General features: G+C 64.2%; 18 protein-coding genes. 3 read left to right on the top strand and 15 right to left on the bottom strand.

The features are described from left to right. Positions 1–27: 27 nt before the first annotated feature. From PBR20603_RS09320 to ssuE, 4 genes are all read right to left on the bottom strand, one after another. Entirely contained in the window at positions 28–1,041 is a 1,014-nt protein-coding gene (locus PBR20603_RS09320) for an ATP-binding cassette domain-containing protein (RefSeq protein WP_150559247.1), read from the bottom strand. Next, complete coding sequence (ssuC, locus tag PBR20603_RS09315; RefSeq protein WP_150559246.1) at positions 1,038–1,886, bottom strand: aliphatic sulfonate ABC transporter permease SsuC; 849 nt, start codon at positions 1,884–1,886, stop codon at positions 1,038–1,040. Before ssuC ends, PBR20603_RS09320 begins: the two co-directional genes overlap by 4 nt. Before the next feature lie 78 nt (positions 1,887–1,964). Continuing rightward, entirely contained in the window at positions 1,965–3,116 is a 1,152-nt protein-coding gene (gene ssuD / locus PBR20603_RS09310; RefSeq protein ID WP_150559245.1) for an FMNH2-dependent alkanesulfonate monooxygenase, read from the bottom strand. A gap of 14 nt (positions 3,117–3,130) precedes the next feature. After that, a complete protein-coding gene (ssuE, locus tag PBR20603_RS09305; RefSeq protein ID WP_150559244.1) occupies positions 3,131–3,733 on the bottom strand; it encodes an NADPH-dependent FMN reductase in 603 nt (200 codons plus the stop codon). A gap of 291 nt (positions 3,734–4,024) precedes the next feature. Between ssuE and PBR20603_RS09300 the strand changes: the two genes are divergently transcribed. The 3 genes from PBR20603_RS09300 to PBR20603_RS09290 all read left to right on the top strand — a co-directional run bounded on the left by PBR20603_RS09300 (position 4,025) and on the right by PBR20603_RS09290 (position 7,053). After that, the gene (locus tag PBR20603_RS09300; RefSeq protein ID WP_150559243.1) at positions 4,025–4,801 is read left to right on the top strand and encodes a helix-turn-helix domain-containing protein; all 777 of its coding nucleotides are present in this window, start codon (positions 4,025–4,027) and stop codon (positions 4,799–4,801) included. Positions 4,802–4,900: 99 nt separating this feature from the next. Further along, positions 4,901–5,239, top strand: a complete 339-nt coding sequence (locus tag PBR20603_RS09295; protein WP_150559242.1) for a tRNA-binding protein — start codon at positions 4,901–4,903, stop codon at positions 5,237–5,239. A gap of 203 nt (positions 5,240–5,442) precedes the next feature. Continuing rightward, on the top strand, positions 5,443–7,053 hold the full coding sequence (locus PBR20603_RS09290; RefSeq protein WP_150559241.1) for a phosphoethanolamine transferase: 1,611 nt from the start codon (positions 5,443–5,445) through the stop codon (positions 7,051–7,053). Positions 7,054–7,209: 156 nt separating this feature from the next. Here PBR20603_RS09290 and PBR20603_RS09285 read toward each other — a convergent pair whose 3' ends face one another. The 11 genes from PBR20603_RS09285 to trpB form a co-directional block, all read right to left on the bottom strand. After that, positions 7,210–8,643 carry an NAD-dependent succinate-semialdehyde dehydrogenase gene (locus PBR20603_RS09285; protein ID WP_150559240.1) on the bottom strand — a complete coding sequence of 478 codons (1,434 nt, stop codon included), beginning with the start codon at positions 8,641–8,643 and terminating at the stop codon, positions 7,210–7,212. A gap of 248 nt (positions 8,644–8,891) precedes the next feature. Beyond that, the gene (gene hisC, locus PBR20603_RS09280) at positions 8,892–9,962 is read right to left on the bottom strand and encodes a histidinol-phosphate transaminase (RefSeq protein WP_150559239.1); all 1,071 of its coding nucleotides are present in this window, start codon (positions 9,960–9,962) and stop codon (positions 8,892–8,894) included. Between the two features lie 14 nt (positions 9,963–9,976). Then, the gene (locus PBR20603_RS09275; protein ID WP_150559238.1) at positions 9,977–11,167 is read right to left on the bottom strand and encodes an O-succinylhomoserine sulfhydrylase; all 1,191 of its coding nucleotides are present in this window, start codon (positions 11,165–11,167) and stop codon (positions 9,977–9,979) included. 273 nt (positions 11,168–11,440) lie between these two features. Continuing rightward, positions 11,441–12,961 carry an amidophosphoribosyltransferase gene (gene purF / locus PBR20603_RS09270; protein WP_150559237.1) on the bottom strand — a complete coding sequence of 507 codons (1,521 nt, stop codon included), beginning with the start codon at positions 12,959–12,961 and terminating at the stop codon, positions 11,441–11,443. A gap of 55 nt (positions 12,962–13,016) precedes the next feature. Next, positions 13,017–13,844 carry a CvpA family protein gene (locus PBR20603_RS09265; protein WP_246174492.1) on the bottom strand — a complete coding sequence of 276 codons (828 nt, stop codon included), beginning with the start codon at positions 13,842–13,844 and terminating at the stop codon, positions 13,017–13,019. Positions 13,845–13,857: 13 nt separating this feature from the next. Further along, positions 13,858–14,907, bottom strand: coding sequence for an SPOR domain-containing protein (locus PBR20603_RS09260; protein WP_246174491.1), 1,050 nt, complete (start codon positions 14,905–14,907; stop codon positions 13,858–13,860). Between the two features lie 45 nt (positions 14,908–14,952). After that, the gene (folC, locus tag PBR20603_RS09255; protein WP_150559236.1) at positions 14,953–16,251 is read right to left on the bottom strand and encodes a bifunctional tetrahydrofolate synthase/dihydrofolate synthase; all 1,299 of its coding nucleotides are present in this window, start codon (positions 16,249–16,251) and stop codon (positions 14,953–14,955) included. Positions 16,252–16,439: 188 nt separating this feature from the next. Further along, on the bottom strand, positions 16,440–17,315 hold the full coding sequence (gene accD / locus PBR20603_RS09250) for an acetyl-CoA carboxylase, carboxyltransferase subunit beta (protein WP_150559235.1): 876 nt from the start codon (positions 17,313–17,315) through the stop codon (positions 16,440–16,442). 116 nt (positions 17,316–17,431) lie between these two features. Next, complete coding sequence (gene trpA / locus PBR20603_RS09245) at positions 17,432–18,256, bottom strand: tryptophan synthase subunit alpha (RefSeq protein WP_150559234.1); 825 nt, start codon at positions 18,254–18,256, stop codon at positions 17,432–17,434. Then, positions 18,210–19,043, bottom strand: coding sequence for a DNA-methyltransferase (locus tag PBR20603_RS09240; protein ID WP_150559390.1), 834 nt, complete (start codon positions 19,041–19,043; stop codon positions 18,210–18,212). Before PBR20603_RS09240 ends, trpA begins: the two co-directional genes overlap by 47 nt. 182 nt (positions 19,044–19,225) lie before the next feature. Beyond that, a complete protein-coding gene (gene trpB / locus PBR20603_RS09235; RefSeq protein ID WP_150559233.1) occupies positions 19,226–20,428 on the bottom strand; it encodes a tryptophan synthase subunit beta in 1,203 nt (400 codons plus the stop codon). Positions 20,429–20,457: the final 29 nt, after the last annotated feature.

The following is a 20,457-nucleotide window of genomic DNA, read 5'->3' as shown; positions in this document are numbered from 1 at the left end:
ATCGAAGAAACGAATGAACGAGTGCCGTCAGACGGCCCAGCGCACGGTCGCCGCCGGCCATAGCGGCTCGGGGGCGGGAATGTCGGTGCCGGCAGACGGTTCGGTCTGGAGCACGCGCGCGAGTACCTGAGCCTCGAGTCCGGCAAACTCGACGCTGCCGCGCGCACGCGGGCGCGCCAGCGACACCGATTGATCGAGGCCCAACTGCCCTTGTTCGATGAGCACCACGCGATCGGCCAGCGCCACCGCCTCCTGCACATCGTGCGTGACGAGCAGCGCCGTGAAGCCGTGAGCGCGCCAGAGGCGTTCGATCAGGGCATGCATTTCGATACGCGTGAGCGCATCAAGCGCACCGAGCGGCTCGTCGAGCAGCAGCAAATCGGGTTGATGCACCAGTGCGCGGGCCAGCGCCACACGTTGACGCTGACCGCCGGACAACTGGCTCGGCCAATCGTTGGCACGCTCGGCCAGACCGACCTCACCGAGCACGTCGAGTGCCTTGGCGTGCGACGATTTCGGCAGCCCGAGGGCGACGTTTTCCAGCACGGTGCGCCACGGCAGCAGACGAGCGTCCTGGAACATGATGCGTGTGGACACCGCGCCCGACGCGCCGCTCAGCGCATGCCCGTCGAGCGTGATGCGGCCTGTGTCGGGTGTCTCGAGGCCGGCGATCAGCCGCAGCAGCGTCGACTTGCCGCAGCCGCTACGGCCCACGATGGCGGCAAATCCGCCGCGCGGAATCGTCAGCGAGAAGTCCGACAGCACCGGGCGAACGCCATAGAGCTTGCCGACGGCATCAATTTGCAGACCAGCCGTCGATGCCGGGGCGTCCACGTCACTTGCCGGTCGCACCACTTTAAGATTCGTCCCTGACGCCGTACGCGGCGCAGCGTGTGCGGCAACGTTCGTCCCGAGCGGCCATTGCGTGCCGAACGGATCGGTTTGCGGATCGAGCGGTACGCGCCCTGCTGCGCGCTGCTCGGCTGTCCATTCGGCTTCGATGTCGGCGCCTGCGACCGGGGCCAATTGTTGTGCGCTCATGCAGCGGCTCCTCGTTGAAAGGCCGGATGCCAGCGCAACCAGCGAAATTCCAGTTCCTTGGCCAGCACATCGGCCAGCTTGCCGAGCAACGCGTACAGCAGAATCCCGACGAGCACGATGTCAGTCTGCAGAAACTCGCGAGCGTTCATCGTCAGATAGCCGATACCCGATTGCGCCGAGATGGTTTCCGCGACGATCAGCGTCACCCACATCAGGCCCAGCGAGAAGCGCACGCCCACCAGGATCGACGGCAGCGCGCCCGGCAGAATCACGTCGCGATACAGTGCCCAGCCGCGCAAACCATAGCTGCGCGCCATCTCGACAAGTGCCGGATCAACCGCACGAATGCCCGCGTAAGTATTCAGGTACATCGGGAAGAACACACCGATGGACACCAGGAACAGCTTGGCCTTTTCGTCGATGCCGAACCACAGAATCACGAGCGGAATGAGTGCCAGGTGCGGAATGTTGCGCAGCATCTGAAACGACGAATCGAGCGCCGTTTCCGCCACACGCGACAAGCCGGTCAGCATGCCCAGCAGCAGCCCGAGGCCGCCGCCGATCAGAAAGCCGATTACGGCACGGCCAGTCGATACGCCGATATCGCGCCAGATCTGACCGCTCAGGGCGAGTTGCCAGGCGGCGTCGACCACGGCCGACGGCGCGGGCAATACCCGTGTCGACAGCCAGCCTTCTTGCGCGGCCAGTTGCCAGAGCGCGACCAGTACGATGGGCACCGCCCACGGCGCGAGCCGTCTGGCCGCCGTGCGCTGCAAGCGTTGCAGCGTGGCGCCGCTGGCGGCGGGGACCGTTGCCTGCGCATCGGTCAAGGTGGTTTGCGTCATGCGAATTTCTCCCCGAGGCATTGCGGCCCCGTTTCTCTTCAGTTCATGGTGAGGCGGGTTCGATGTCGTGCAGCCCGCTCAGCTTTGCGACGCCTTCGGCACGATATTGTTGGCCATGACCTCGCCGACCGGACCGGCCAGCGAGACGTTGCCCAGCCGTTCGCGCAAGTCGCGCGGCAGATGCGGGAACACCAGCTCGGCGAAGCGGTAGGCCTCTTCGAGGTGCGGGTATCCCGACAGAATGAAGGTGTCGATGCCCAGATCGGCGTACTCACGAAGCCGCTGCGCCACGGTCGGGCCGTCGCCCACGAGTGCGGTGCCCGCACCGCCCCGCACGAGCCCCACACCGGCCCACAGATTGGGGGCAATCACGAGCTTGTCGCGACGTCCGCCATGCAGCGCCGCCATGCGTCGCTGGCCTTCCGAATCCATCTTCGCGAACTGCGTCTGCACACGCGCAATGGTCTCGTCGTCGAGCTTGCTGATGAGGGCGTCGGCCGCGCGCCAGGCGTCGTCTTCCGTCTCGCGAACGATCACATGCAGACGCAGACCGAAGCGCAAGGTTCGTCCGAGTTTGGCGGCGCGCGCACGCACGTCGGCAATCTTCTGCGCCACATCGGCGAGCGGCTCGCCCCACGTCAGATAGACGTCGAGTTGCTCGGCGGCAATCTGACGCGCCACCTCCGACGAGCCACCGAAATACAGCGGCGGATGCGGTGTTTGCACCGGCGGGAAAAACAGCTTCGCCCCCTTGGCGCGCAAATGCTTGCCTTCGAAATCGACGCTCTCACCGGTGTGCGATTTTTCGAACACCGAACGCCAGATGCGCAGGAACTCGTCGGTGACGGCGTAGCGCTCGGCATGGTCGGCGAAGAAGCCGTCGCCTTCGAGTTCGCCCGCGTCGCCGCCTGTGACGACGTTGATCAACAGCCTGCCCCCCGACAGGCGATCGAACGTCGAAGCCATGCGTGCCGTCAGCGCAGGCGACGCAATCCCCGGGCGCACTGCGACGAGAAACTTCAGATTGCGCGTGGCGCCGATGAGGCTCGACGCCGTCACCCAGGCGTCTTCGCAGGAGCGCCCGGTGGGCAGCAACACCCCTTCGTACCCCAGCGAATCTACCGCGCTGGCGATCTGCCGCGCGTAATCGAAATCGAACACCCGTCCGCCGTCGGACGTTCCCAGATAACGCGTATCACCGTGCGTCGGAATGAACCAGAAGACTTGCATGCGACCTCCGGCACTCAGGCAGCCAACGTTGCCCGGACGGCGGCCGAACGCGCAGCAGCGGCAGCGGTGGCCGGCCACTGACGAATCACTTCACGCTCATGCAGCCACTGCGAGAGCTGATCGACCGTGGTACCCAGACGCTCCGCAATCGTGGCGTCGAGCGTGGCGCCCTCTTCCCTCGGCACCTGCTGATCGACGGCAAATACGCCACGCAGAATGTGTTGCGCACCCAGCGCCGAAAGCACTGGCTTGAGTGCGTAGTCAAGCGCGAGCAGATGCGCGGGACTGCCCCCCGTGGCGAACGGCGCCACCAGTTTGTCGGCAAGACCGTCTTGCGGCAGCACATCGAGGAAGGCTTTGAGCAGGCCACTGTAGGCAGCCTTGTAGACAGGGGTTGCGACAACGACGGCCTGGGCACCGGCGACTTGCGCGAGCGCATGGCGAAGGTCGTCGTGCGACGTATCGGCGGCCAGCAGCGCCGCCGGCGAGAGCGCACGAACGTCTATGCGGCGCACCGCGATGCCGGCCGCGGCCAGCTCGGATTCAACGAAGCGCAGCAAGCGGGCGCTGCGCGAGGCGGCCGACGGGCTGCCCGAAATCGTGACGGCGTATGTCATACTTCCCTGCCAAAGACGGGCCGTACGCGTGCAGGCACGCTGGCCCTGAGGAATCGAAGCGCACCGGATGCGCGAACGGCTTTGCCGTCAGTTCACGCGGTGCTGACCGGATCGTCCCGGCCACTGGAGAACCAGTGTAGCGACCCGCGTCATGCGTCCGAACCAATCAATCCGGGATTGCTTTGCGCGTTTTTTCATAACCTGAAGTCATGCCCCTTCCGCGCTTTATTTCCCAGGACGGTGCTAACGGCTGATCCCACCGCATTCGCCGATTTTCACGTCACGCCCCTCATGTCCGCCCCGATCCTCGAACTGCGCGAGTACCGCCCGACCGACAGCACCGACACGCACGACTTCCATCAGGTCGTCATCGGGCTGTCGGGACGCATGTCGATTTCGCTCGACGGCGACACTACCCAGTTCGGTCGCGTAGGGGCGCGCAATGGCGTCGTGATCCCGGCGGGTGTGCGGCACGACTACCGGGGCGACGGACCCAACCGGCAGGTCGTGCTGGATGTACCTTCGCACCTTGCCGCGGCGACAGGCACTGAGCGCGCGTTCGCACACGAGGCATTTTTCGCGCTGGACACGAAGTTGCTGGCGCTGGTCCAGTGGGTGAGCGCCAGCGTGGATAGCGGACGCCCTCTGAGCGAGGACGATCCCGTCGTGCGCGACTGGCTCGCGGCCCTCACGGCAAGGCTGGCGCCGGCACGGCCCGCGCTGCGCACCGTCCGGCTGGATCTGGCACGCATCGATGCCCGGCTGCAAGCCGATCTGACGACGCCGCCCGATACCGCCACGCTGGCACAGGAAGCCGGCATGAGCGTGCGGCATTTTCACGACTGCTTTGTCGCGATGACCGGCGAGACGCCACACCGGCATCTGATGCGCCTTCGGCTCGCGCGCGCGGCGTCGCTGCTGGCCGCAAACGACGCCACGCTCGCCGACATCGCTCTCGACGTCGGCTTCAATGACCAGAGCGCCCTCACCCACGCCTTCCGTCAGCACTACGGTCAGACGCCTGCCGCGTGGCGGCGCGAGCACAGTGCCTGCGGCACCAGGGGCTGAACCGACCTCCGTCTGCCGAAATTTACAAGCCATGCCCGGCGGCGAGGCGTTACGCTCGCCGCTTCGTCATAGGTAGACACGGAAAAAAGGGGGCGGGACATGGCCGAGACCATCGAGTGGCAGGACTTCGAAAAGATCGATTTGCGCGTGGGCACGATTGTGGCCGCCCGCGTCAATGAGAAAGCAAAGAAGCCCGCCTATGTGCTGGAAGTCGATCTGGGGGAATTGGGCGTGAAAACGTCAAGCGCCCAGATCACCGTTCACTACACGCCGGCATCGCTCGTTGGCAAGCAAGTGCTGTGCGTGTGCAATTTCGCGCCCAAGCGCATCGCCGGGGTCGTCTCGGAAGTCCTGGTGACCGGCTTTGCCGACACCGGCGGCGCCATTGTCCTCGCGGGTGTGGAGCGGGCCGTGCCGAACGGCGCACGTCTGCACTGACTCGGGCCCGCCCGGCGCATCGCAGGCCGCCGGGCGAGTCGGTTGTAAGCGTACGAGTACCGTATGGCATTCGTCCGAAATTTTTCGGACGTGCGACACCAATCCCCCAATCTTCGGTCGAATTGCGACGTCGGCCGGCACCGGTCCGGCGGACAATCGACAGGCACGCAACGACGTGCGCGAAGTCATGGGGGGATACCATTTTGAAATCACTGCTTTACCGCCTCTGCCTCGGGTTGGGCGGACTCGCCCTGTTCTGGGCTTTCGGCATGCTAAGTGCCAGCGAATACGGCAAGAGCGCGGCGCTCATGACGACAGCCGTGCCCGGTCTCGTGGGCCTGTGCCTGTTGCTGCGCGCACGCCCGGCATGGCTGAGTGCCACCACGCTCGGCGTCATCGCCGTCTTCTTTTTCGACGCCGCGACCAAAGGGTTCCTGCGCGACTACTTCGGTCTGCGTCCGAATCATCTGCTGGTGTTGCAGGCGGTGTTCAACACCAACTCGTCCGAGGCTGGCGAGTTCTTCCGGCATAACTGGCGCGACATCGCCGAGGCGGGCACCGTCTTCGCGATCCTGATGTCGGCCGTCGCCGTACTGGAGCGCCGCCTGTCGCGGGCTGAGGCCCGCAGCGCCCCGCCTTCGCTGCGCCTCGGCAGCAAAATCGCCGTCGCCAGCCTGCTCGTGGGCTTTCTTGCGCTGCATCTGAATCCGACGATCGCCAAGGAGAACCCGTTGCTCTACTGGCCGATTCGCTATCTCGACTATCAGGGACAACTCGCCCACGCCGACAAGCTGCAGCGCGAGCTCGAGCGCCACATGGCGCAGCGTGGCGACTGGCGCGTGCGGTATTACGGCCCCGAGCGCAAGACCGTCGTGTGGGTGATTGGCGAGAGTCTGAACCGCAACAACATGTCGCTCTACGGCTACGCGCGCAACACCACGCCGATGCTCAACTCGCTGCGCAACGACCTTACCGTGTTCCGCGACGTGGTGTCGTCCGAGCCGGCAACGATGGCCTCGCTCATGAAGATGCTGACGCCGGCGAGCCTTAACGATCCCGAGGCCTGGATGCGCCAGCCCGATCTCGTCATGCTCGCCAAGGAAGCGGGGTATCGCACCTACTGGATCTCGAATCAGGTGCCCAACGATGGCTGGCTCGGCCTGGTCGCCAATCGCGCTGACGAGCGCGTCTTCATCAATAAGGGGTTCGGGCGCGGCGAGAACAATTTCGACGGCAATCTGCTGCCGGACTTCGAGGCCGCGCTCGCGAGCGACGCGCCTCGCAAGCTCATCATCGTGCATCTGCTGGGCGCGCACCCGACCTACGATATGCGCTATCCGGAGGAGTTCGCGCGCTTCGACAATACCGACGATGCCGTCATGGCCGGACTCGAAGCACAAGGACGCTCGCTGTGGGTGCGCCGTCTGCGCAACGAATACGACAACGCCATCGCCTATAACGATTACGTCGTCGCGAGTCTGATCCGCAAGACGATGACGGCGACGGCGTCATCCGACGCCAGCCTGCTCTTCAGTTCCGATCACGCGCAGGAAGTCGGTCATACGCGCAATCACACCGGTCAATCGGTCGCCGATGCGTCGGGCTATGAGATTCCGATGTTGGTGTGGACACGTGGCAAGACCGATTCGCAGACACATGCGGCGCTCGAATCCCGGCCGTATCAGACCGACCGGATCGAGCACACCATGCTCGGCATGCTCAATATCGACTCGGCTTACTACGATGCTTCGCACGACCTGCTGAGCGACACATTCCGGCCACAACCGCGCAGCATCAACGGGCGGGCATACTGAGGCGAACACGCGCTCGCGCGCAGGAAGCGGATCGTTTGCGTGCCCTCACCGGACTCGACGCCGCGCCGGCCGGTTAGCCGCCCATCCCCGGAAAGCAGCCATAAAAAAGCCGATGCGATCGCTCGCATCGGCTTGCTGCCCCGTCGTAGGCGCGCGTCAGACTTCCAGACGTGTCACGAACTTCGGCTGCAGGTACGCTTCGAGGGCTTCCGGGCCACCTTCCGAACCGTAGCCGCTGTCCTTCACGCCGCCAAATGGCACTTCCGGCAACGCCAGACCCGAATGGTTGATCGTCAGCATGCCGCTCTCGACGCGCGCCGCCAGACGGTGCGCGGTGCCTTGCGACGTCGTGTACGCATACGCCGCCAGACCATAAGGCAGACGGTTCGCCTCGGCAATGGCTTCCTCTTCCGTGTCGAACGGGTTGATGATGGCCACCGGACCGAACGGCTCTTCATGCATGATCTTCGCGCTCATCGGCACGTTGCACAGGACCGTCGGCGCGTAGAAATAGCCGCCTTCCGCCGCGCGCTTGCCGCCGGTCTTGAGCTGCGCACCGTTGGCGACGGCGTCGTCCACAATGGCGCTGATCGCCTCGAAACGCTTGCCGTTGACCAGCGGGCCCATCGTCGTTTCCGGGTCCAGACCGTTGCCCACACGCACCGATTCGGCGGCCTTCACGAAGGCGTCGACGAATTGATCGTACACGCCGCGCTGCACGAGAAAACGCGTCGGCGCAATACAGACCTGGCCGGCGTTGCGGAACTTGCCGCCGGCGAGATTTCGCACGGCGGCCGCGATATCGGCGTCGTTGAAAATCAGCGCCGGGGCATGGCCGCCGAGTTCCATCGTCACGCGCTTCATGTGCAGACCGGCCATCGCGGCCAGTTGCTTGCCCACCGGCGTGGAGCCCGTGAACGACACCTTGCGGATGGTCGGATGCGGAATCAGGTACGACGAAATCTCGGCCGGCACGCCGTACACGAGGTTAAGCACACCATCGGGCAGACCGGCGTCCGCGAAGGCGCGAATCAGAGCGGCCGGCGACGCGGGCGTCTCTTCCGGGGCCTTCACGATCACCGAGCAACCGGCAGCCAGTGCAGCCGACACCTTGCGCACGACCTGATTGACCGGGAAATTCCACGGCGTGAATGCCGCCACCGCGCCGACCGGCGACTGGATCACCATCTGGTAGACGTTCGGCACACGCGCCGGGACCAGACGGCCGTAGGCGCGCTTTCCCTCTTCCGCGAAGAACTCAATGATGTCGGCCGCCGAGAGCACTTCGCCCTTGGCTTCGCCGACAGGCTTGCCCTGCTCCATCGTCATCTGACGTGCGATATCACCGACGCGCTCGCGCAGCAGCGCGGCAGCCTTGCGCATGAGCTTCGCGCGCTCGAACGGAGCAATTTCGCGCCACTTGGCAAAGCCGGCTTCGGCGGCGGCCAGCGCAGCGTCCAGATCCGGCTGGGTGGCGCGCGCCACCGTACCGATGGTCTCGCCCGTGGCCGGGTTCTCGATCGGCAGCGTGAGGCCTTCTACGCCAGCCTTCCACTGCCCATTGATGAAAAGTTCTACGTTGTGCGACATGCTGAAGTCTCCGTTTGGCAACACGCCCAACAGCATAACGCAGGCAGCGGATTCCTGTTGCCTCGCCAAAATGGCTGGCCGACTCGGCATCGACAGATATTTCATCACATCCAATCGAAAGGGCCGACAGCCCTGGGAACATTTCACGTCCCAACGCTGCCGGCCCTCATGGGATCGGACGATCCTGCCTTGCCTTGCGCACCGCGACGCTCGGACGCTCAACCGCCCAAACGTCCCGACAACGCTTTTCATCCCGCCAGAATTTCCTTCAACGCCTCTGTGAAGGTCTGGCACTCGGCTTCCGTGCCCACCGTAATGCGCAGGAACTGCGCCACGCGCGCGTGCTTGAAGTGACGCACGATGATCGAGCGCTCACGCAGCGCGGCGGCCAGTTGCGCCGCATCGTGCGACGGGTGACGGGCGAACACGAAGTTCGCCGTCGAAGGCAGAACGTCAAAGCCAAGCACCGCCAGACGCGCTATCAGCCCCTCGCGGCTCGCGATCACGGCCTGACGCGTCTGGTCGAAATACGCTTCGTCCTCCATGGCTGCAACGCCAGCCGCCTGAGCGAGCCGATCGAGCGGGTACGAGTTGAAGCTGTTCTTCACGCGCTCGAGTGCTTCGATCAACGCCGGATGCCCGATGGCAAAGCCCAGACGCAACCCGGCCAGCGAGCGCGACTTCGACAGCGTCTGCACCACGAGCAGGTTCGGAGACTTCGCGATCAACCCCGCTGCACTTTCGCCGCCGAAGTCGATGTAGGCCTCGTCGATCACCACGACGGAATCGGGATTCCCCGCGAGCAGACGCTCGATCTCGCCGGATGCCAGCACGCGGCCCGTCGGCGCGTTCGGATTCGGGAAGATGATGCCGCCGTTCGGCTTGAGGTAATCGTCGACGCGAATCTCGAACGAGTCGGTCAACGGCACGTGCTCGAACGCCACGCCGTACAGCCCGCAATACACCGGGTAAAAGCTGTAGGTAATGTCCGGGAACAGAATCGGCTTGTCGTGCTTGAGCAATCCTTGAAACACGTTCGCCAGCACTTCGTCCGACCCATTGCCCACATGCACGTTGGCCTCTTCGAGACCGAAGCGTCTGGCGATGGTCTGCTTGAAGCGGCGCGCGTCGGGATCGGGGTACCGCTTGAGCGCATCGGCGTCGCTACCGAGCGCCTCGCGAATCGCCGCCAGCACCCGCGGCGACGGACCGTATGGGTTCTCGTTGGTATTGAGCTTGATGAGCCGCTGCATCTGCGGCTGTTCACCCGGCACGTAGGGCGTCAGATCGGCAACGCCCGCACTCCAGAATCGACTCATGAAGATGGCTCCGCTCAGTTCGCGAAACCGCGGGCCAGGTCGGCCTGAATGTCGGCCGGCGACTCCAACCCCACCGCCAGACGAATCAGACCTTCCGTGATACCCGCTGCGGCACGCGCTTCCGGCGTGATTCGACCGTGCGTGGTGCTCGCCGGATGCGTGATCGTCGTGCGCGTATCGCCCAGATTGCCAGTGATCGAGCACACGCGCGTGTTGTCGATCACGCGCCAGGCGTTCTCGCGCTGCTCGGCGGGCGTCGCGCCCTTGAGTTCGAACGCGACAATCGCCCCGCCCGCTTTCTGCTGGCGCTGTGCGAGTTCGTACTGCGGATGCGACGGCAGGCCCGGGTAGAACACGCGAGCGACTTGCGGCTGCTGTTCCAGCCATTGCGCAATGGCAAGGGCGTTAGCCGATTGCCGCTCGACACGCAGTGACAGCGTTTCCATACCCTTGAGCAACACCCAGGCGTTGAACGCCGAGAGGGTCGGGCCCGCGCTGCGCACGTACGTGAAGACCTTGCCCATGATGAAGTCTTTCTTGCCGACGATGGCGCCGCCCAGCACACGGCCCTGACCGTCGAGAAACTTGGTTGCCGAGTGCACAACGACATCCGCTCCGTATTCGATGGGACGCTGCAATGCCGGCGTACAGAAGCAGTTGTCGACGACGAACAGTGCGCCCGCCTCCTTCGCGATCTTGCCGATGGCGGCGATGTCGGCAATGTCCGTGAGCGGGTTGGACGGCGTTTCGAGGAAAAACATCTTCGTGTTCGGACGAATCGCGGCGCGCCAGGCGTCGAGGTCGGTCGGGTCGACGAAGGTCGTCTCGACACCGAAACGGCTGAAGATCGTGGAGAAGACGTTGAGCGTGGAGCCGAAAATGCTCTGCGAGCTGACGAGATGATCACCGGCCGAGAGCGCCGACATCACGACCGAGACAATGGCGCTCATGCCCGAGGCCGTCGCCATGCAGGCCTCGCCGCCTTCGAGCGCGGCCAGACGATCCTGAAACATCGACACGGTCGGGTTGGTGAAGCGCGAGTAGGTGAAGCCCTCCTCCGAATGTGCGAAGCGTTCGGCGGCCTCAGCCGCGCTCTTGAATACGAAGCTCGAGGTCAGGTAAAGCGCCTCGGAATGCTCACCAAACTCGGAGCGCTGCGTGCCCGCGCGCACCGCCAGGGTATCGAAGTCGAAGGAGTCCATCATGTATCTCGTCATTGGGTTGGCCCGGCCGCCGGCCAAAAAAAGAAAAGCCCGTTTCGCTGTTCAGCAAAACGGGCTCGAAATCCATCTGTCTAGGCCTCGCTTTAGCTGTTTCGGGGATGTTCCCCCACGTCCGCAAGCTGAAATCAAATCGACGTGTAAAGCAGTGTAGCACGTTGCCGGCGGGGAAGGAAAATCCCCCCTCGCCGGACGCTCGCCCCGCCGGGCCGCCCCGGGGTTCCGGGGCGTTCGGCCATGTCAGGCTTCAGGCGCCGCTCAGAGGCCAAGCTGAGCCCCGCGCGGCTCATTCTCGTCACCTTCGCCGGATTCCAGAACCGGTGCCTTCGGCGCCTTGCGTTGCTGCTCCAGACGGTTGAGGTACTCCATCGTCACATCGCCCGTGATGTACTTGCCGTCGAAACACGATGCATCGAAATCGGTCAACGCCGGGTTGATGTCGCGCACGGCAGCCTTCATGTCCTCGACGTCCTGATAGATCAGTTCGTCGGCACCGATGATGCGCGCCACTTCCTCGTCGCTGCGATCATGGGCGACCAGTTCGCTTCGCGTGGGCATGTCGATACCGTACACGTTCGGGAACTTCACCGGCGGCGCGGCCGACGCGAAGATCACCTTGCGCGCACCGGCGTCACGCGCCATCTGCACGATTTCCTGACTGGTGGTGCCGCGCACGATCGAGTCGTCGACGATCAGCACGTTCTTGTCCTTGAACTCGACGCGCATGGCGTTGAGCTTCTGACGCACCGACTTCTTGCGCATCGCCTGACCAGGCATGATGAACGTACGGCCGACGTAGCGGTTCTTGAAGAAGCCTTCGCGATAGTTCAGGCCCAGGCGCTTGGCGACCTGCATGGCCGCCGGACGGCTCGAGTCCGGAATCGGCATCACGACGTCGATGTCCTGATAGTCGATCTCGCGACGGATCTTCTCTGCAAGGTAATCGCCCATGCGCAGACGGGCGTCGTAGACCGCCACACCGTCGAGCACCGAATCCGGACGCGCCAGATACACAAGTTCGAAAATGCACGGATGCATCGACACCGACGCCGAGCACTGCTGCGACGTCAGTTCGCCATCGTTACTGATGAAGATCGCCTCGCCGGGCTTGACGTCGCGCTCGAACGCGAAGCCCATGCCTTCGAGCGCCACCGATTCCGACGCCACCATCCACTCCGTGCCGTTCGGGCCGTCGAAGCGGCCGATGCACAGCGGACGGATACCGTTCGGGTCACGGAACGCCAGCAGGCCGAAGCCGGAGATGATCGAGACGATGGCGTAGGAACCGCGCAGACGGCCGTGCACCTTGCCCACGGCTTCGAACAGCGACGCGACGCTCAGACCGTCGCGCGCGCTTTGCTGCAATTCGTGCGCAAGCACGTTGAGCAGCACTTCGGAATCGGACGTCGTGTTGATGTGGCGACGGTCGACGCGGAACATCTCATCCTTGAGCTGCTCCCAGTTCGTCAGGTTACCGTTGTGAGCGAGCACGATGCCGTACGGCGCATTCACGTAGAACGGCTGGGCCTGTGCCGCGCTCGACGACCCTGCCGTCGGGTAACGCACCTGACCGATACCGACCGTGCCCGGCAAGTCGCGCATGTTGCGCGTGCGGAACACGTCACGCACCATGCCGTTGCCCTTGTGCATGTAGAACGACTGGCCGTCCGTCGTGGCGATGCCGGCGGCGTCCTGCCCGCGATGCTGCAGCAGCAGCAGGCTATCGTAGATGAACTGGTTGACAGGGGATTTGGAGACTACACCGACGATGCCACACATGGCATGAATCCTTCAAAAAACATCGAAATCTGCGTCAAACGGACAGTATTATCCGTCATTCGGAAACCTTGTGCAGGCCGGTCGACGGCGCGGCCGATCCGCCGCTGCGCATGCCCCACCCCTGCTGTTGAGCGCCAGCGCCTTGCGTGCCGCCCAGACCATCGCCCGACAGGCCATTGCCGGTGTTCCCACCATGAAGCGTACCGCCACCCGTCAGGCTCGACACGCCGGGCATCGCACTGCCGCTCTGGCCCCCCGAATGGCCCGGCGAACCGTTGCCGCCCTGCCCGCCGGTATCCGGTGCTCCCCGATAGGGTTCCAATTGCGGCAAGGGAATCGGCGTCCCCAGCGGACTGACGCTCGGCATCGCCGCCTCGGGCTTGTGCAGATAGTGCTGCACAGGCTCCGGCAGGTAAGGCATGAGCCGCTCAAGCCCAGCTTCCACCCACGGGCGCACCAGCGAATGCTGCCAGACCGGTTGTTGCGGCAATGCCGTTAACTTGGCGGCGACCATCAGCAACATCAAGAGCAGAACGCCACGAACGATACCGAACACCATCCCCAGACCGCGATCGGCCGGTCGCAGACCGATCATGTCGGTCATACGTCCCACGAGAGCGCTCACGATACCTGCGCCGAACACCACTGCCACCAGCACCAGCAGGAAGCCAAGTGCGCCCTGCGTCATCTCGCCGCCGGGCAGATCGGCAGGCAGCCAGTGCGCCACCGCCGGGCCAAACGCCCGCGCCACGAAAAACGCGACCACCCAGCCCACCAGATTGAACAGCTCGCGCACCAATCCGCGCAGCATGCCCAGCAACATCGACCCGATTAGAATCGCGATGGCCGCGTAATCCACGACGGTCAACAGACCACTATGCACCGTATCGCCCAACTCAGCCCGCCTCGGCGACCTGCGCCGTCAGTCCGGCGTCACGAATCTTCTTGCCGGCCGCTTCGGCACTGCTGCGATCGGAGAATGGCCCCGCGCGCAGCAGATAAAGCTCACGGCCGTCCACCGTGCTCTTGACCATGTAGCTCGGCACATTCACGAGCTTCAGTTTGACAAGCCACGCCTGCGCACGATCCTGCGTCGAGAACGCGCCAATGCGCACCAGATACTTGCCGCCCGACGCTGCCGGTTTCTGCGCATTGTCGTGGCTATCGGCCGGTTTGGCGGGCTTGGCCGTCATGTTGTTCTGCGCGAACTGTGCAATCGGATCGGCCACGTTGTTGTTCGGCTGTGGCTTGGCCTGGGCCTTGGCCGTGTCGTGAGCGTCCGGCTTCGCAGCAGGCTTCGTCTCGGCATGCTGCTCGGGCTTCTTGACGTCAGGTTTCGCGTCCGGCTTGTGTTCCGGTTTTGCTTGCGCCACCTGCGGCTCCGGTACGGCGCTCGGCGCAGGGGCAGGCGCTATGGCCGCTGCCGGGGGCACCGCGGTCGGTGCAGGGGCCGGCGTCGGCGCGGGCTTGGCCGCGTTTGTCCCCGCCAGCGTGCTGCTGTCAAGCGCCTCTTCGCCCTTGTCGAGCGAAGCATCGGACGGCGGCACAGCCGTTGCCTGGGCCGCCTGCGGCTTCACACGCACGGGCGGCGAGTTGGCATCTTTCCCGGGGATCTGAATGGCGATGTCGTCGGCGGCCGGTTTCGGTTCGGGCGCGAGCACCATCGGCAAAATGATGACGGCCGCGAGCACCAACGCCAGCGCTCCCACCAGTCGGCGGCGCGCGCGTTGCTTTTCCGGCAGCAGCGGATCGAGTTGCTCGTGCTCGCTGTACTCGCCCCCTCCCGCAGTACGGGTGCCGGTTCGGCCGCTCCTGCGGCTACCGCGCTTCGGGGGAACGGCTTCGGCGTCTTTCTTGCGGAAGGAAAACAATCCCATAGGGCCTTGGCTCAGGTCGTAACTCGCGTCGTTGGACTGATCATCGCGCATGTGGTGCGTCACGCCCATGACATTTCTCGTAAGCAAATGTCACGACAAACACACCTTCACACGTCAGTGGCGCTGCAATTTGCGGTGCGACATCACGCCCGCCACCGTAAAGAACGATCCAAAAACCACAATTCTATCATTCTCGCCGCACTGCTCGAGCGCAGCGGCATAGGCTTTCTCCGGGGATTCGAAGGTTTCGACCGAATGATCGGCATCTTCCACGAACCCCACCGCCCGCAACTTCTCCTCGAGCACCTGCGCACTCGCGGCACGCTCGGTCGGCAGTGCACACAGGCGCCAGTGATCGACCTTGTCGACAAGATGCCGCAGTACGCCTTCGATGTCCTTGTCCGCCATCGCACCGAACACCGCATACGTGTACGGAAAGAAACCCATGCCGTCGAGATTGTGACCGAGTGCGGCAGCGGCGTGCGGGTTGTGTGCGACGTCGAGCACCACGGCCGGACGCCCCGGCAGCACCTGGAACCGCCCCGGCAACTCGACTGACGCCAGGCCCAGACGAATGTCCTGTGCCGAGACCGGCAACCGGTCACGCATCGACTCGAGCGCAGCGAGCGCCGCCGACGCGTTGAGCAACTGGTTCGCGCCGCGCAGGGCCGGATACGCCAGCGCCGGGCGGCGCATCTGACGCCCACCGTAGCTCCACTGCTGCTTGTCGCCCTGATAGTTGAAATCGCGCCCGAACAGCCACAGGTCTGCACCGATGCGCTCGGCCTCGGCAAGCAGCGTGGCCGGCGGCATGGGGTCACCGCAGATCGCCGGCTTCCCTTCTCGGAAAATACCCGCCTTCTCGATGGCAATCGCGTCACGCGTGTTGCCCAGATATTGCGCGTGATCGATGTCAATGCTGGTGATGACAGCGCAGTCGGCATCGACGATGTTCACGGCGTCGAGCCGCCCGCCCAGACCCACCTCGAGAATCACGGCATCAAGTCCGGCGGTAGCGAACATGTGCATGATCGCGAGCGTCGTGAACTCGAAGTACGTCAGCGAAACCGGCTCGTCGAAGCTCGTGCGTGCGGCTTCGACCGCCTCGAAATGCGGCAGCAGCGTCGCATCGTCAACGATCTCGCCGTTCAGGCGTGCGCGCTCATTGAAAGAGAGCAGATGCGGCGACGTATGGCAGCCAACCCGGTAGCCTGCCGAGAGCAGAATGGCCTCGATGATCGCGCAGGTCGATCCCTTGCCGTTGGTGCCGCCCACCGTGAAGACGGGACAGGGAAATTGCAGTCCGAGAGCGGCTTTCACGCGGCCAATGCGCGTGAGGCCCATATCAATGCCCACAGGGTGAGCGGTTTCGAGATGGGCGAGCCAGGCGTCGAGAGTGGAGTATGTCGGCATGAATGTGCGGGCAGAAAAACAAAAACGCGGACGTCACTCACGTCCGCGCTTCCCATCCTGCTAAGTGATGCGTTCAGGCGCCGCTTGCGCGGCACTGCGTGGCGTTGCGTAATTCTACGCCGTTGCACTCCCCTTTGGGGCACTGCAACGGCGAGCGCCGCACCATCGCACGCGTGATTTATCCGTGCTCAGGCGACGGCGTCGGCCGGCTGGCACTGCATCAGCGCGATCAGGCGAGCGATCTCTTCGCGCATCTTGCGACGGTCGACGATCATGTCGATCGCGCCCTTCTGCAACAGGAACTCCGAGCGCTGGAAACCTTCCGGCAACTTCTCGCGCACGGTCTGTTCGATCACGCGCGGGCCGGCGAAGCCGATCAGCGCCTTGGGCTCGGCCATCACCACGTCGCCGAGGAAGGCGAAGCTGGCAGACACACCGCCCATCGTCGGATCGGTCAGCACCGAGATGAACGGCAGCTTGGCGTTGGCCAGCTTGGTGAGCATGGCCGTGGTCTTGGCCATCTGCATGAGCGAGAGCAGGCTTTCCTGCATACGCGCACCGCCCGAAGCGGTCACGCAGATGAACGGCACGCCCTGCTCCAGCGCATTCTGCGCGCCGCGCACGAAGCGCTCGCCGACCACCGAGCCCATCGAGCCGCCCATGAACGAGAACTCGAAACAGGCAACCACGACCGGCAGCGTGTGGATGGCACCGCCCATCACGACCATCGCATCGGTCTCGCCGGTGTCGTCCATCGCTTCCTTGATGCGGTCCGGATACTTGCGGCTGTCCTTGAACTTCAGCGCGTCGACCGGCACGATTTCCTGGCCGAGTTCGTAACGGCCTTCCGGATCGAGCAGCGCATCGAGACGCGCCCGCGCGCCAATGCGCATGTGATGGTCACACTTCGGGCAAACGTGCAGATTCGCTTCCACGTCGTTGCGATACAGCACCGCCTCGCACGACGGGCACTTGATCCACAGCCCTTCCGGGATGCTCTTGTTGCGCTGCGTCGGATCGGTTTGCTTGATCTTCGGGGGCAGCAGCTTATCGAGCCAGCTCATAGTTTCTCCTTGGCAAACGCCCGCACCATCAGGGGCGGGCGTTTCGGGCGACCGCATGACACGGTCGTTTCAATTCAGCGTTTCACCGGGCGGTTCGACGAAATAACGCCGCGAATTTACGCCGATTTGGCGCCCTCGTCGAGCGCCTGGCGAATGCCGCCGATGAATTCAGCGAGCGATTTTACCGCGTTCTGGCCCTCCAGATCACGCGGCGTGTTTTCCAGTCGCTGGACGATGGCGCTGCCAATGACCACGGCGTCCGCCACACTGGCCACGGCGCGGGCCGTCTCGGCGTCTCGAATACCGAAGCCCACCCCCACCGGCAGGGCCGCAGCGGCCTTGATCTGGGGGATTTTCGCCGCAACGCTGTCCATATCCAGGCTGGCCGCCCCCGTCACGCCCTTGAGGGAGACGTAGTACAGATAGCCGCTTGCCTGACGTGCCACGGCAGCGATACGCGCATCGGTCGAGGTCGGCGCGAGCAGGAAGATCGGATCGATGCCATGGGCACGCACCGCGCCCGCGTAGGCCTCGGCCTCCTCGGGCGGGTAGTCGACGACCAGCACGCCGTCCACACCGGCCTTCGCCGCACGCTCGGCGAAGGTGTCGAGCCCCATGGCCTCGATCGGATTCGCGTAGCCCATGAGCACGACGGGCGTGCGGTCGTTGGTCTGACGGAAGACGGCCACATAGCCGAGCACTTCGGCCAGGCTCACGCCACGCGCCAGCGCGCGCTCGGAGGCACGCTGGATCACCGGGCCATCGGCCATCGGGTCGGAGAACGGCACACCGAGTTCGATGACGTCGGCACCATTGTCGGCCAACGCGTGCATCAGCTTGACCGTCCAGCCCGGCTCGGGATCGCCGGCGGTGATGAACGGAATGAGGCCTTTTTTACCCTGCGCTTGCAAGGCTTGGAACGTCGCTTGAATGCGGGACATGATCGGAAAGTCTCTGAAGTCTTTGATTGGCGAGCGCGTGGTAATGCGCGTTGAGCTCGTAGCCGACGAAACGCCGGCCATGCAGCGCGCAAGCCACGGCAGTCGTGCCGCTGCCCATGAACGGGTCGAGCACGAGACCGCCGGGCGGGCAACTGGCCAGCACCATGCGCTCGATGATATGCAGCGGTTTCTGCGTCGGATGATCGACGCGTTCGGGGTCTTGCCGGTGCAATCGCGAGATCGACCAAAGATCCTTGGGGTTGTAACCCAGTTCCAGCCACTTGCTGCCCTCGAAGATACGGCGCGATCGCGCCTTCTTCGTCGCCGCGTCATACGGCACGCGCACGGCATCGAGGTCGAAGTAGTAATCCTTCGAGACCGCGAAAAAGCCGATGTTGTCGTGGACCGACGAGAACCGCCGGGTGCTGCCGCCCATGCTGGGCACGCGGCGATCCCAGATGATCTCGTTGATCATCAGCATGCGCTGCTTCAGAAACACGAACAGCTCGGGGGCATACTGCCACGTGCAGAACAGGTAGAGCGAGCCGCGCGGCGCGAGCTTCGGAATCGCCGCTTCGAGCCAGCCATATGTCCAGCCGAGAAAGTCCTCGCCGGAGCGCTTGTCGGAGTCGTTGCCGTAGTCCTTGCCAAGCCCGTAAGGCGGATCGGCAAGAATCAGGTCGACGCTGCCGTCTTCCAATTCGTTCACGTGCTGCAGGAAGTCGGCATGACGCAATGTGATGTCGCCCGGCGCCCAACGCGCGCGCAGCTCCCCGGCCGCTTCCATGGCCTCGAGACGCGCGGCGGCGGCTTCGGTGGCGTCCACGGGACGCTCGGCCCCGAGGATGTCATTTTGTGCCTTGCGATCAGTCAGATCGGTCATGCTGGTTCTGGTTTCCTTATCGGATCTAGGGATCTAGGGAACTAGGAATCTTGGATCCAGGGATCCGTGGCGTCTCGCAGCGCCGCTTATGCGCCCTCAGGCGCCGGTTTGGCCAGCGCCATCACGGTGTGCATGTCCTTGTCCCCGCGCCCCGAGAGATTGACCAGCACGATCTGGTCGCGTGGCAACGTCGGCGCCAGCTTGCACGCATAAGCGAGCGCATGGCTCGACTCCAGCGCCGGGATGATGCCTTCGATCCGGCAGCAATCGTGGAACGCCCGAAGCGCCTCGGTATCGGTGACGCCCACGTACTCGGCGCGCTTGATATCGTGCAGCCACGCATGTTCAGGCCCCACCCCCGGATAGTCCAGACCCGCCGAGATCGAATGCGTCTCGGTGATCTGCCCGTTGGCGTCCTGCAGCAAATAGGTACGGTTGCCGTGGAGCACGCCGGGCGTGCCGCCAATGATCGACGCCGCATGACGGCCAGTCTCGATGCCGTCGCCGGCCGCTTCCACGCCCACGAGCTTTACGTCCGGCACATCAATGTACGGATAGAAAATGCCCATGGCGTTCGAGCCACCGCCCACGCAGGCGAGCACGTAGTCCGGCTGACGGCCGGCCAGTTCGGGCATCTGCACCTTGCACTCTTCGCCGATCACGCTCTGGAAATCGCGCACGAGCATCGGGTACGGATGGGGGCCCGCCACCGTGCCGATGATGTAGAACGTGCTTTCGACATTCGTCACCCAGTCGCGCATGGCTTCGTTGAGCGCGTCCTTGAGTGTTTTCGAGCCCGACTCCACAGGCACCACGGTCGCGCCGAGCAGTTGCATGCGATAGACGTTGGCCGCCTGACGCTTGACGTCTTCCGAGCCCATGTAGACCACGCACTCCATGCCGAAGCGCGCGGCGATGGTCGCCGTGGCCACACCATGCTGACCGGCACCGGTCTCTGCGATCACACGGCGCTTGCCCATGCGACGCGCAAGGAGTGCCTGCCCGATCACGTTGTTCACCTTATGCGCGCCCGTATGGTTAAGGTCTTCGCGCTTGAGGTACACCTGCGCACCGCCCAGTTCGCTGCTCCAGCGTTTGGCGTGATAAATCGGCGACGGACGGCCGACGTAGTGCTTCAGTTCGTAATGGAATTCTTCGAGGAAAGCCGGATCGTGCTGATACTTGGCATACGCCTCGCGCAATTCGTCGAGCGCGTGAATCAGCGTCTCAGCCACAAAGACACCGCCGTACGGGCCGAAATGGCCGCTGGCGTCAGGAAAATCGTACATGGTCGTCACTCTTCGCATTACCGGATTGC

The sequence above is a fragment of the Pandoraea bronchicola genome (assembly GCF_902459805.1).
Taxonomy (GTDB): Bacteria; Pseudomonadota; Gammaproteobacteria; order Burkholderiales; family Burkholderiaceae; genus Pandoraea; species Pandoraea bronchicola.
This window is presented reverse-complemented; position numbering and strand designations above follow the sequence as displayed.